Source organism: Dactylosporangium sp. NPDC051484 (assembly GCF_040689395.1).
In the GTDB taxonomy this organism is placed as follows: Bacteria; Actinomycetota; Actinomycetes; order Mycobacteriales; family Micromonosporaceae; genus Dactylosporangium.
Genome location: NZ_JBFAZX010000033.1, coordinates 37,993 through 50,253, shown reverse-complemented (window position 1 = coordinate 50,253; position 12,261 = coordinate 37,993). Strand labels below are relative to the sequence as shown.

At 69.7% G+C, this 12,261-nt stretch carries 12 protein-coding genes; 6 read left to right on the top strand and 6 right to left on the bottom strand.

The features are described 5' to 3' along the window. Positions 1-2: 2 nt before the first annotated feature. Positions 3-818 carry a DUF3050 domain-containing protein gene (locus AB0367_RS33330; RefSeq protein ID WP_366230468.1) on the bottom strand — a complete coding sequence of 272 codons (816 nt, stop codon included), beginning with the start codon at positions 816-818 and terminating at the stop codon, positions 3-5. Positions 819-1,047: 229 nt separating this feature from the next. Here AB0367_RS33330 and AB0367_RS33325 point away from each other — a divergent pair, with 229 nt between their 5' ends. Continuing rightward, entirely contained in the window at positions 1,048-1,710 is a 663-nt protein-coding gene (locus tag AB0367_RS33325; RefSeq protein WP_366230467.1) for a helix-turn-helix domain-containing protein, read from the top strand. 76 nt (positions 1,711-1,786) lie between these two features. Here the strand turns inward: AB0367_RS33325 and AB0367_RS33320 are convergent, their stop codons facing one another. Further along, the gene (locus AB0367_RS33320) at positions 1,787-3,121 is read right to left on the bottom strand and encodes a PLP-dependent aminotransferase family protein (RefSeq protein WP_366230466.1); all 1,335 of its coding nucleotides are present in this window, start codon (positions 3,119-3,121) and stop codon (positions 1,787-1,789) included. Between the two features lie 126 nt (positions 3,122-3,247). Here AB0367_RS33320 and AB0367_RS33315 point away from each other — a divergent pair, with 126 nt between their 5' ends. Then, entirely contained in the window at positions 3,248-3,706 is a 459-nt protein-coding gene (locus AB0367_RS33315) for a PaaI family thioesterase (protein ID WP_366230465.1), read from the top strand. A 218-nt stretch (positions 3,707-3,924) separates the two neighbouring features. Here the strand turns inward: AB0367_RS33315 and AB0367_RS33310 are convergent, their stop codons facing one another. Together AB0367_RS33310 and AB0367_RS33305 are read right to left on the bottom strand one after the other, a co-directional pair. Further along, a complete protein-coding gene (locus tag AB0367_RS33310) occupies positions 3,925-5,106 on the bottom strand; it encodes a cytochrome P450 (RefSeq protein WP_366230464.1) in 1,182 nt (393 codons plus the stop codon). Positions 5,107-5,156: 50 nt separating this feature from the next. After that, positions 5,157-6,101, bottom strand: a complete 945-nt coding sequence (locus AB0367_RS33305) for an MAB_1171c family putative transporter (RefSeq protein ID WP_366230463.1) — start codon at positions 6,099-6,101, stop codon at positions 5,157-5,159. Positions 6,102-6,377: 276 nt separating this feature from the next. Here AB0367_RS33305 and AB0367_RS33300 point away from each other — a divergent pair, with 276 nt between their 5' ends. From AB0367_RS33300 to AB0367_RS33285, 4 genes are all read left to right on the top strand, one after another. Further along, positions 6,378-7,040: a hypothetical protein gene (locus AB0367_RS33300; RefSeq protein ID WP_366230462.1), complete on the top strand. Its 663-nt coding sequence runs from the start codon at positions 6,378-6,380 to the stop codon at positions 7,038-7,040. A 157-nt stretch (positions 7,041-7,197) separates the two neighbouring features. Further along, positions 7,198-8,043 carry a GTP pyrophosphokinase family protein gene (locus AB0367_RS33295; protein WP_366230461.1) on the top strand — a complete coding sequence of 282 codons (846 nt, stop codon included), beginning with the start codon at positions 7,198-7,200 and terminating at the stop codon, positions 8,041-8,043. Positions 8,044-8,563: 520 nt separating this feature from the next. Further along, a complete protein-coding gene (locus AB0367_RS33290) occupies positions 8,564-8,791 on the top strand; it encodes a hypothetical protein (RefSeq protein WP_366230460.1) in 228 nt (75 codons plus the stop codon). A gap of 7 nt (positions 8,792-8,798) precedes the next feature. Then, complete coding sequence (locus AB0367_RS33285; RefSeq protein ID WP_366230459.1) at positions 8,799-9,803, top strand: hypothetical protein; 1,005 nt, start codon at positions 8,799-8,801, stop codon at positions 9,801-9,803. Positions 9,804-10,347: 544 nt separating this feature from the next. On the opposite strand, the gene AB0367_RS33280 is transcribed toward AB0367_RS33285, so the two are convergent. Beyond that, on the bottom strand, positions 10,348-11,082 hold the full coding sequence (locus tag AB0367_RS33280) for a phosphotransferase (RefSeq protein WP_366230458.1): 735 nt from the start codon (positions 11,080-11,082) through the stop codon (positions 10,348-10,350). 138 nt (positions 11,083-11,220) lie between these two features. Then, on the bottom strand, positions 11,221-12,201 hold the full coding sequence (locus tag AB0367_RS33275) for a transcriptional regulator (RefSeq protein WP_366230457.1): 981 nt from the start codon (positions 12,199-12,201) through the stop codon (positions 11,221-11,223). Between the last annotated feature and the right edge of the window lie 60 nt (positions 12,202-12,261).

Genomic DNA, 12,261 nt, shown 5'->3' with positions numbered 1-12,261 from the left:
TGCTATGAAGCCTGCCCGGCCAGGCTGGCTGCCGGCTCCTTGATGGCCGCGGTGATCCCGTCCCAGAGTCGCACGCGGGCGTTCAGGGTGGCGGTGACGGCCCCGACGCACTCCTGCCACTTGACCTCGTCGTCACCGCAGAGATCCGCCAGCATCTGCATGGCCATCGGGGTGTGTTCCTCGTCGTCGACCTGAATGTGCCGGCGCAGGTAGTCGACGAAGAGGTCGAGCCGGCCGACGTTCTCGTTGACGTCGACGACCTGCTGGAACATTTCGGGGATGAGGTCTTCACGGCCGAACGCGAACGCCGCGGCCTGGCAGTGCAGCGGCAGGGTCTGGATGAATGTCCAGGTGCTGCGGACGAACTCGGCGGCCGGAGCTGGTACGGGCAGTGCCGACAGGGCTTCCGGCACTTCCGTGCCGGCGCGGATCAGGTCGATGAACGGCTCGATGACCGTCGTGTCGGCCCCGGCTTGGGTCATACCCTGAACGTAGAGCTCGAAGTGGCTGATGAACCCGCCGCCCAGCTCGTCGCTCTCCTCCACCAGGACGATGTCGTTGATCAGGCGCCGGCTCGACGTCGGGCCGGTGGGGACCCAAGGAACATCGACGCAGGTCAGGTTGCGCTGCAGCGACTTCAGCAGCGACATGAAGTCCCACACGGCGTAGACGTGGTGCTCCATGAAGGTGACGATGGCCGCGTGCGAGTCCAGGCGGGAGTACATCTCGTGGGTGATGACATTCGAGCGGGTCGCGGCCACGGCCGCCTTGAGCCGGTTGATCCCCGCGTGGGTCTGGTCCCACTCGTATCGTGGCATGGTTCTTCCCTCCGCCGTATGCGATGAGTCAGCTCGATGTGAGCACTGTGCCGTCCCCCCGCCGCACCGCGCGGGTGCGGGAGCCGGCCATTCAGTCGGGTTGACGAAAGGCTAGGCCGGTTCGGTGTTGTCCCGCAATGGGCTGGAGCACTGGTTTTTGTCCGAAATCGAGGCATGCCTCATGTTCATCCGAAAATATGAGGCATGCCTCAGGTTGTAGGCTGCGCGAGTGACGACACGCAAGCCACCGACCGGTCCTCTGCGCAAGGACGCACAGCGCAACCGAGCCGCACTGCTCGACGCCGCCAGGACTGTGTTCGCGGAGGAGGGCCTCGACGCCGCGCTGGAAGGCATCGCCCGCCGGGCCGGGTTGGCGATCGGCACGCTGTATCGGCACTTTCCCACGCGGATGGACCTGGTGGGGGCCGTCATGGCGGAGAAGAAACGGGCCTGGATCAAAGCGGCCGAGGCCGCCGTGGCGATAGAACCGGCCTGGGACGGGCTCACATTCTTCCTCGAGCGCGTCTGCGAACTGCAGGCCGGCGATCTCGCCTTCAACGACATCGCGTCGATGCGCTTTCCGTACGCGGCCGGGATCGAAGCAGCCCGGAAACGTGCGTACGACCTCGGCCGCCGCATCGTCGAGCGGGCTCAGGCCGAGGGCAGCCTGCGCCCCGACATCACGGCCGAGGACATCGCGTTCATCGTCTGGGCGCACTCGCGTGTCAGCGAGGCGACCTATGCCATCGACCCCAACGCCTGGCGCCGCTACCTCGCCCTGACCCTCGACGGCCTACGCGCGACCGCGGCCCACCCGCTCCCTGTTGCGCCGCTACGCCCGCGCCAGGTGCTGCGCGCCCAACTCCGCCTGGGCCGCCGCCGGCTCCGGTGACGCAACCGGAGTTCGCCTGTACCACGGCGCGGCACGTCCGGGCTTCGCCGGCACCCGCAACCCGCCGTCCGGGCGGTTACCAGGGAATGGAGTCGATGGTGGTGCGGACGTGTTCGAGGATGTCTGCCAGCTCGGGGAGGGGCGGGGTGGCGATGGCGAGTCTGAGGGCGTGCGGTGGGTGGGTGGTGGTGGCGAAGGCGTCGGCGGTGGAGACGAGGACGCCGGCGTCGGCGAGGTGGGTGGCGGCTTGGTCGGCGCGCAGGTCGTGGGGGAGTCGTAGCCAGCCGAAGAAGGACGAGGGGTGGGCGGTGTAGTCCAGGCCGGTGAACGCTGTGCGGGCGATCTGCTGGCGGCTGGCCGCGTCGTCGCGGCGGGTCTTCTCCAGGCGGCCGACGGTTCCGTCGGCGATCCATCCGGTGGCCAGAGCCGTGACGATGCCGGGGATGCCCCACGTGGTGGCGCGCAGACTGCGGGTGAGTGACGAGGCGTGGGCGCCGGGTGCGATGGCGAATCCGAAGCGCAGTCCGGTGGCGACGTTCTTGGACAGGCTGGCGATGTAGAAGGTGCGTTCGGGTGCGATGGCCTGGATCGGCGGAGGCGGGGTCTGGTCGAGGAAGGCGTAGGTGCCGTCCTCGATGATCAGCACGTCATGAGTGCGGGCGATGGTGGCGAGGTGGTCGCGGGTGGCGTGGCTGAGGGTCCAGCCGAGGGGGTTGTGAAGGGTGGGGATGGTGTAGATCGCACGGACCGGTCGAGCCGCGCAGAGCTGGTTGAGGGCGTCGAGGTCCGGACCGTCGGCGGTTGAGGGGATGGGGGCGATCTCGAGCGAGTGCGTGGCGGCGAGCAGTTTGAGACCTGGGTAGGTGAGCGCGTCGGCGGCGACGACCTCGCCGGGCCGGGTGGTGGTGGCCAGGACGGCGTCGAGGGCCTGCTGGGCGCCGTTGGTCAGGAACACGCTCGCCGGGGGGACGTCTATGCCGCGGTCGAGGAGATACGTGGCGACGATGGCGCGTTCGTGGCTTCGGCCGCCGGGTGGCTGCTGGTAGAGGACAGCGTCGAGATTGCCGGAGGTGGACAGTTCGCGCAGGGCGTGGCGCAGCTGGGTGGTCTGCTCGTCAGCGAGGGGCTGATTGAACGACAGGTCGGCGATCCGGGGGACCGGCAGCCGTCGGTCGGGGTCGAGGCCGTCGTGGCCGTGCTGGTCGCGCACGAACGTCCCTCGTCCGGGCTCACCGGCGACCAGGCCCATGCCGGTGAGTTCGGCGTAGACGCGGGTGGCGGTCGCCAGGGCGATCCGGTGCTCGCGTGCCAGCGTCCGGTGGGTCGGTAGGCGGGTGCCGGCAGGCAGCTCGCCGGTCCGGATCGCGGTGGCGAGCCGGTCGACGATGGCCTTGTAGGTGGCGGGACGCATTGACACCTCGTCGAGGACACTTGTATCTAGGACGATGGGTGGATCGTCCTAGTTTAGGTCGCTAGCGTCGCAGGTACCACGTCGATGAGGGGGAAGCCTGTGACCGGGACCGTCCATGATCTGCCGGTGATCGAGTATCTGCGCAGACAGCTGGCTGGGACGCTGCGACCGGATGACCGGACGCATGTGAGGTATCCGACGGCGATCTCTGAGCTGCTGGGGTTCACGATTACGGCCGTCGGCCCGGGCCAGGCGGTGGTCGAGTTGGACGCCGACGCCGCGGTGCATGGCAACCAGCAGGGAACGGTCCACGGTGGCCTGCTGGTGGAGCTGGCCGATGCGGCGATCGGCACGGCACAGTCCACGGTGCTCGAGCCGGGAGAGTCGTTTACCAGCATCGATCTGAAGGCGACGTTCCTGCGCCCGGTGTGGAACGAGCGCCTGACCGCGACCGCGTACGCCACGCATGCCGGACGGACGGTGAGCCACTATCTGTGCGAGATCACCCGCGGTGACGGCAAGCCCGTCGCGACGGTCACCAGCGCCGTGATGACGCTGCGCGGCGACAAGGCCGACGGGCGATGAGCGGGGCGCGCACCACTTCGGGCGGCGTGCGGACCTACAGCATGGCGGCAGCGCGCGGATCCTGTCACCCTGAGCTATCACCTTGAGCTAGGCGAAGTGCTGATCATCCCGGTCTCGGTCCGCGCCGCAGGGCGTCGTGCGGCTCGATTCGAGCCGCACGCAGCGCCGGCTACACGTCTGCGACGAACTGTCCGATCGGTGTTCGGGTGCGGCCCGCTTCAGCCTTTCAACGTGACGCGCAGCGTCGACAGGGACCGGCTGCGGAACGAGCGGCGCCACGCGGGGCCGTCAGACGGCTCCGCTAGGGTCAGGCGCGGGTGGCGTCGAAGCAGTTCACCGACGGCCACGTCGGTCTCCAGGATGGCCAGAGCCGCGCCGAGGCAGTGGTGCGGACCGTGGCCAAGGCCCAGGTGCGGCGCGCTCGGGCGGCGCAGGCGAAACACGTCCGGGTCGTCGACGGCCGACGGGTCGCGGTTCGCGGCGGCCAGGCTCAGCAGGACCGTGGCACCTTTGGGGATCGTCACCGGGCCGTAGGCCAGGTCTTCCAGGGCGAACCGGCGGATCGACAGCTTCGCCGCGGGCTCGTGCCGCAGGGTCTCGTCGATCGCGGCACGGCGCATGCCGGCATCGTCGCGGACGTCGTCGAGCAGGTGCGGGTGCCGCAGCAGGGCCAGGGCGCAGTTGCCGATCAGGTTGATCGAGTTCTCGTAGCCGGCGAAGATCGTCAGGAAGGCCAGCGACGTGAGCTCCTCCTCGCTGAGGTGGTCGTCGGCGTCGTGAGCCGTGATCATCGCGGTCAGCAGGTCGTCGGTGGGCTCGGCGCGTTTACGGCGGATGAGCTCCACCAGGAACTGTTCGATCGCCATGACCGCGCGGGCCGGGGCCTTCGGGTCCTCGGGCGGCGGGCTCAGGAGGGTGTTGGTCCAGACGCGCATCTGGTCCACGTCGGCATCGGGCAGGCCCAGCATGTCGCAGATCGTCGCGATCGACAGCGGCGTGGCGTATCCGCTCACCAGGTCGGCGTCGGTGTCTGCGGCGAGGCGGTCGAGCAGGTCGTTCGCGGTCCGCTGGACACGCGGGCGGAGAGCCTCGACCCGGCGCGGGGTGAACGCCGGTGCGACCAGCCGACGGATCCGGGTGTGGTCCGGCGCGTCCATGTTGAGCAAGTTGGCGTCGAGCCTCGGCGGGAGCGAGAAACCGGCCCAGCCGCCGCCGGAGTTGCGCTTGTCGAGCGAAAGCCGTGGGTCGGCGAGCGCGGCGCGGACGTCCTCGTAGCGGGTCAGCAGCCAGACCGGCGAACCGTCGGGCAGCGTCAACCGGTGGGCGGGCCCGCTGGCGCGCAGCGTCTCGTAGTACCCGTGCGGGTCCGCGAGTAGCGCGTCCATCGCGGCGGTGGTCATGTGCTGCTCCCGATCTGGTTCGTGCCGGCCGGGTCGCCGGCTGCTGGAGTTCATGATCCGCGCAGTGCCCTGGCGGCATCGACGAGCCCGCGCACCTCCGCGGCGAAGTCCTCGTGGTCGGCGCTGGACGCGGGCGGCTGCGGACCCGTGCCGGCCAGGGGCGCCACACGGAGGTCGGTGGCCGGCAGCGCGGCGCGCCAGGCGTCCCAGCGTGCCCGCCGCTGTCGCTCGTCGGCGCGTTGTGCCCCATCGGCGGTACCGTCTGCCGCAGGCGTGTCCAACCGTGCTCGGCGCTCCGCCTCGTATGCGAGGCAGGCCGCCAGGATTTGCGCGGCGCGCACGGCGGCATCACGGGGCCGGCCGGTGAGGGCCCGCGGGTCGGCGGTCGCCGCCGTGGCCACGGTATCGCTCATGTGATGGCGCAACTGGCGGATGCCGTCGCCGATCTCGACCACCCGCCGCCGCAGCCGCCGGTCCACGTGGCGCAGGATGCCGCGGTCCGGCGAAGCCGACGGGTCCAGCACGACCTCGGGGACGGTGACCGTGATCGCTTCCCACAGCGGATACATCTGACGGAACGCACGACGCTGCACGTGCCATGCGGCAATGCGCGACAGCCGCGGGCCGAACGACGGCAGGGTCAGGCCGACGATGACGAGCATCGCACCGAGCGCGGCGAATATCGGCACGAGCGCTTCGAGCCGCTTCGGGTCGGTGCCGAGCAGGCCCTCGACAAGAGTCGCCGCGCGGACCGCGCAGTACAACAGGCCGAGGCCGGCGCCGGCGGCGCTCAGCCGCAGGCCGCGGCTGAGCCACACGCGGCCGGCGGCGCGCGCGTAGGGCAGGCACAGCCGGACGATGTCGGCGAAGCCGAGCGACACCATTGCGATGTAGCAGCCGAGGTAGGCCGCGTAGACCGGGTCCTGAGCGTAGGTCGCGGCGGCGTCGGTCGGATGCTCGCCCTGCCGGCCGGCGGTGGCGAACAGCACCGTCATCGCGATGAGGGCTTCCCAACGGGTTGGTGGAAGGTGCGGCACATCGGTGCCACCAACAGGGGCACCTTCCACTTACGCGCCGGCCTTCCCGGCAGCACACCCCGACGCGGGTCCAGAGGGGCCGCGGAATCCGCTTGTCCGGACCCCGGCCACCGCCTGGAACGAGGATTACGAGGGGCGCTGGTTGGTCCAGGATGACCACGCCGCGGTGCGGCTCACAGGCCGGATGGAGTCCTGTCGCCGGCAATGGTGCCATGCGTGTGGCATGGTGGCGTGATGTCCGAGGTCACCGCCGATGGTCGCCCCGTCGGTCTGTATGCGGTGCTGCCCGCCAGCGGCGAGCCAGCCTTCGTGCACGCGAACGTCGCGCCGGGCGCCGCGGTCCTGGATCTCAGCGGGTGTGGCGGCCTGTTCGCCGATTCCCTGGTCGCGCTGGGCCATCCGGTGACGGTCGCCGACGACTCGGCCGCCATGTTGGCCCTGGTCCGCGACGCGCGGGCCGTCCAGACCGTCCGGGCCGGTCTCGCGGCGCTGGAGCTCGGCGAACGTTTCCCGGTCGTGCTCGTGGCGCGCCCTCGGGTCAACGCGGCGGATCCCGCGGTGCGGGCGGAGCTGCTCGACGCGTGCCGCCGGCACGTCGCCCCGGACGGTCAGGTCGTCATGCAGTGGCTGCCGCCATCGTGGTTCGACAGGGCCGTGTCGTCCACGGGCCGGATCGGGCCGGTCGAGGCCGACTTCGAGGTGGAGTCCTTCGACGGCACCGTGCTGCACGGCCGCTCGACCTACCGCCTCGACGGTGCCCGGTGGGAGCAGCGCGCCCCCGTGCGCCGCCTCAGCCGCGCTGAGCTGCACGCCGCCCTCGCCGGTGCCGGCCTGCGCTTCGAGCGGCATCTGCGGGGCGGCCGCCAGTTCTTCCGCGCCGTGCCGGTGCCCGAATAGCGGGCGAAGGTTACGTCACGCACGTGGTGGAGCACGACGGTGACGGTCGCCGGATGAGGCGGACTGTCAACCTTTTCAGGCCCTCCCGCGATTCTGCTGATGGCACTGTCCGTGGGTAATCGCCCGCACGGCCACCGTCCTCTGGCGTTCGAAGGCCGTGCGCCGCACGGCTGACAGCGACAACACGGAAGTCCTGCCCGCACGAGTGTGCCAAAACGGCCGCACCAGTCAGGAGTACGTCATGCTTGGCCAGTGGGCACCTGCAACGCACACGTACCTCACCCGCGCCGATGACGAAAGGTGGCAGATGTATCAGCGCAAGAAGACTGCGGACGACGGCGCCTCGCTTGAGTTGAGATCCCTGCTCGATGACGCGTCTGCGTTGGAGACGCTGCGAGATCTGGCCGAGGAGTTCTCACAGTTCAGGCTGCGCTACAAGTTCGGGCTGGCCGAGGTTGAAACGAAGGTGAAGATCCTCGCCGAGGAATTGGTGCACAAGGGCCGGGACAACCCGATCGAGTACGTCAGCCCGCGCCTGAAGACGCTGGCCAGCATCAGCGCGAAGGCGGCGCGTATCGGCTGCGCGATGACGGTCGCGGAGGTGGGCGCCAACATCTACGACATCGCGGGCATCAGGATCGTGTGCAGCTTCGTCTCGGACGTGTACACGGTCGCGGACATGCTGACTCGGCAATCGGACGTGCGCCTCCTGCGGACGAAGGACTACATCGCCGTACCGAAGCCCAACGGGTACCGCAGCCTCCATCTGATCGTGGAGATCCCGGTGTTTCTGTCCGACCGCGTCGTCGCGATACCGGTCGAGGTGCAGTTGCGCACGGTGGCGATGGACTTCTGGGCCAGCCTAGAACACAAGATCTACTACAAGTACGACCCGGACATCCCCACCGCGCTACGTGCCGAGCTTGTGGCCGCGGCCGACGACGCGGCCCGGCTGGACGAGCGGATGGAACGCCTGCATCGGGAGATTCATGGCCAGCACTAAAGGCGACTACCGGCGCCGAAGCGTTCGTGCGGTCCCGTGTGCCGACGATCACGAAACTCTGGGCGGCAGGTGTCCGGAACGAGCGTGCGATCCCGCCCCACTAGCTGGAGGCCGGCCACATTGGAGCGCCAGGCCCGGGCAACCTGGCAGCACAGATAGCGGCGAAGTCGACATCGATCGGCACTGAAGAGCGCCCCGCGTGGTCCGCTGTCCGAAGACTTCTTGACGGCCATCGGGCGAACGCCAGGGCCGGCGCCGGCGCTGGTATCCATGGGTATTCACCGATCGTGACAATGCCGGTGTGGGGTCGGAAGCCATGCGGAGGTCTGCGACACCTCTTTGGGTGTGTGCAGCGAGTTCCAGGCCAGCGAGACCCCTTGAGGGTGCGTCACGTGCCCGACCGCGTCGAGCGCGGACGCGTCGGTGCGGCGAGGGTGGTCAAGCGAACGCCCGGTACCCCAACCGTGACGTCGCCGGCCACGAGGACGAGATGCACGCGTGGAACGCCTACCATCACTCGATGTGGATGGCGAACGTGGTGCGCAGCGGCCAGTTCACCGTCGAGGAGGCGCTGACGTTGGGCCTCGCCCACGAGATCGACTCACCGGACCCGGGCAACCCGTACCAGGGCTTCCAGTCCAGGGTCGACATGTACAACGACTGGGTGGGCGCGAAGCTCGGCGAGCGCGCGCTGAAGAACCACATCGACGCCGAGGTCTACCTGTGCCTGAACATGCGGGGGAGATAACGCCGTCATGAGGATCCGTTCCGCACGTCATGCGGTGGTCGCCGTCGTCGTCGCACTCGCTGTGGCGGCGTGCGAGACGCCGTCCCAGCCGGGGGGCACTCCGGCCGGGACGGCCTCAGCCATCCCGGGCGCGAAGGGGACCGGCAACGCTCCGGTCACCGTCGAGCTCGGCACCGCCGGCACGCCGTACAACCCGACCTGGCTCGACGACGCCCTGTACTTCGGCGTCGAACCCAAGAACGACAACGACAAGCACCAGCTGTGGCGCTGGCGCGAAGGTCACGCCGAGCGGGTGCCGCTCAAGCTGCCGGCCGACTGCTACGGCAGCCTTCTGCGGCCGGTCCGTCGGCCCGGCGGCGCGCTCGCCGTCGTTGCCGGCTGCTACGAGAACGGCGTGTTGCGTTTCCGCGTGCTCGCCGTCGACCGGAGCACCGGCGCGACCGAGCAGCTGTTCAGGTCGGGTCGGGCGCCAGGCTACGTGACCTGGTCCGGCGACACGGCGTTCGCCTCCGTTGTCACCGGCGGCTGCGCGGCCGTGACCCGGCTGCGGGCCGACGCTCTCGAGGCGATCGACGCCGGCCCGACGTTCGCCGGGCGGCCCTGGCCGTCCAGCGGCTGGGCGGCCGGCGGCGCCACCACCTGCCCGGGCGGCGAGCGGGTCGTGTTCCCGACCACGCTGGACCGTACGGACTCGGTGGCGGCCCTGGCCACCGGTGACGCCGGCGCCACTGCGGCCTGGACGCTGTTCCTCGCGCCGGCTGGTCTCACCGGTGCCGCCAAGGAGGTTGCCGGCGGCTTCGTTGACCAGGCCGGGGTCGCGGCGACTCCGGACGGCAGCCGGTTCGTGGTCGCGGCGACCCGGCAGAGCGCGGCCGGCCTGTGGCTCGTCGACGCGGCCGGCGGCACCGTGCACGCGATCGCGCCGGGCGCCCACTCCGGGGCGGCGATCGCGCCGGACGGCGGCCGGGCGGCCTCGGTCCAGGGCGGACGGATGGTGGTTTATCCGGTCTGAAATCCGAAATTCTGGGCGGCAGGTGTCAGCCGCGAGCGTGCGATCCCGCCCCAGTAGCTGGAGGCTGGCAACATTGAAGCGCCGAGCCCGGGCAACCTGGCAGCACAGATAGCGGCGAAGTCAACATCGATCGCTTGAGTGCCGAATGTAGGCGGTTGCGGATCTCAGTAGTTTCCACCGACGCGAAGAGGCCTAGCGGCACCGATGGTCTCTTCTGGCACGGAGACACCGCACCGATATCGATACCTGGGAAGTCCGGTTGTGGCACTCCATGGCCTGCGCCGTGCCGTACGTAGCCGCGAGGGAGGGATCGTCATGTCAGTCATCACCCACGAGGGTGCCGCCGGCCGTCCTGCCCGCTGGGCAGATCTGACCGGCCGCACGCTAATGGCCATAACCGGGGCAATGAACGCCAGCACCTTCGACGACACCGTGTCCAACCGCCTGGGCACGACGTATGTGCATCACTCGCAAAGGTGCGACTTCGTGTCGCAGCGGGATGTGCGCACTCGACCGCCAACAACCCCTCTCCTCGAACGCGTGCTCAGAGCGCTCGAACTTCGGCGAGCCGCCTGACTGCGTACTCGTCGTCCCAGCAGACGGCGGCTTCCCAAGCGGCCGACGCCTGCCCGGCGATGTCGTGCGCGCCGTCGTCGAGGCCGGCGGCGTTGCCGGGAAGCACGAGGTCGAGGTCGGGGACGTCGACGTGCGACTCGTCCCAGTCAATCAGCGCGACCTGACTCGCGGTCATGCGGACGTTGCCAGGGTTGTTGGGGTTGCCGTGGACGACGCATGTCTGACGTCCGGTGAGCCGCGCCCACGCTGCTCGGCATCGAGCAACGCTCTCACGGGGCATCGCACCGAGGTCGATCCTCGTCCCGGTCTCGGCGTGCAGGAGGTCGGTCGAGGATCGCCAGCCTGGCCGCTGCGGCCAGCCCTGCGTCAGGCGATGCAACTCGCGGAGCGTGCCGGCCACGCGACGCCAGTCGGCCTTCGTCTCGGGTGGTCCGCCATCCACGTAGGTCATCACCACCAGACCGTCGGCGAACAGCCGGCCGTCTGTAGTCGGGATCGGGACCGGCACGGTCAGACCTTCACGGTCGAGGTGTTGGAGGAGCTCCGTCTCCCACGCGAGATCAGCGTCGCTCCTGGTGCCGAGACGACCGACCGCGCGGAGCCCGTTGACGCGCACGCTCCACACGTCGTTGGCGACTCCGCCGGCGAGCGGTTCGATGCGAGTGACGTCCTCACCCCATCGCCCGAGTGCCTCCCACCCCACTGGGCATATCTTACGGGGTTCCGAACATCACTGTTCTCGACAGTTCAGCGCACCGGCCGGTGCCGGACGCTCGTCACACGGCGTGATGGAGTTCGAACGAGCTCGCGCTCACGGTTGGCGGCATGCACGAGTATCCGATCAGGAAATCCCGCCGGCGGCGGTCCTGGCGAAGCGGCGGGCCAGGTGGCCGAAGGCGTCGGCGAGTTCGGCGGGGCCGACAACCTCGATCTCGGTGTCGAACCGGGCGATGGCGGCGGCGAGGCTGGACCAGGACCAGGAGCCGAGCGTGAGCCGGCAGCGATCCGAGCCGAGTTCCTCGACGATCCCGTCACGCGTGTAGAGGGCGACGGTGGCGGCCGGCAGGTCGAGGATCGCGGTGCCCTGGCAGGGCCAGCCGGTGGTGCCGTCGTCAGCGCCGCGGAACCTGCCGGTGACGAAGGTGGTCACGTCGCCGCCGGGTAGTTCCCTGGGCGTGAAGCGTGGTCCGTTGGGGATGCGCAGGGTGATCCGGTCGGCGCGGAAGATGCGCCAGTCCGACCGGCCGAGGTCCCACGCGACGAGGTACCAGTGTCCGTCCCAGGTGATCACGTGGTGCGGCTCGACGCGGCGCGGGGGCTTGTCCGCGGTCTCGGAGCCGTAGTCGAAGCGGAGGATCTCGTGGGCTTGCACGGCGGAGCTGATCGCCAGGAGCACGTCGCCGTCGATCGGGGCGGCCGGTCGGATGGTGGGCCGTTCGACGGCGGTGATCTGCAGGGCGTTGATGCGGTGGCGGAGCCGGGACGGCATGACCTGCCGGATGGTGGTCAACGCCCGCGCTGCCGCTTCGCCGGTGCCGTCGCCCAGTGTGGTGGCGGCGATCTGCAGCGCGATGGTGAGGGCGACGGCCTGCTCGTCGTCGAACAGCAGGGGCGGTAGTTCGGTGCCGGCGCCGAGCCGGTAGCCACCCTCGGGACCCTTGACGGCGGCGATGGGGTAGCCGAGCTCGCGGAGCCGGTCGATGTCGCGGCGCACGGTCCGCAGGCTGATGTCGAGCCGCTCGGCCAGCAGCGTGCCCGGCCAGTCGCGGCGCGTCTGCAGCAGCGATAACAGGGCCAGCAGCCGGCCGGAGGTTTTCGGCATGAGTTTGATTCTGCCCGCAGTAGGTGCCACAACCTGTCACCTACGCCGTCGAGTCTTGGT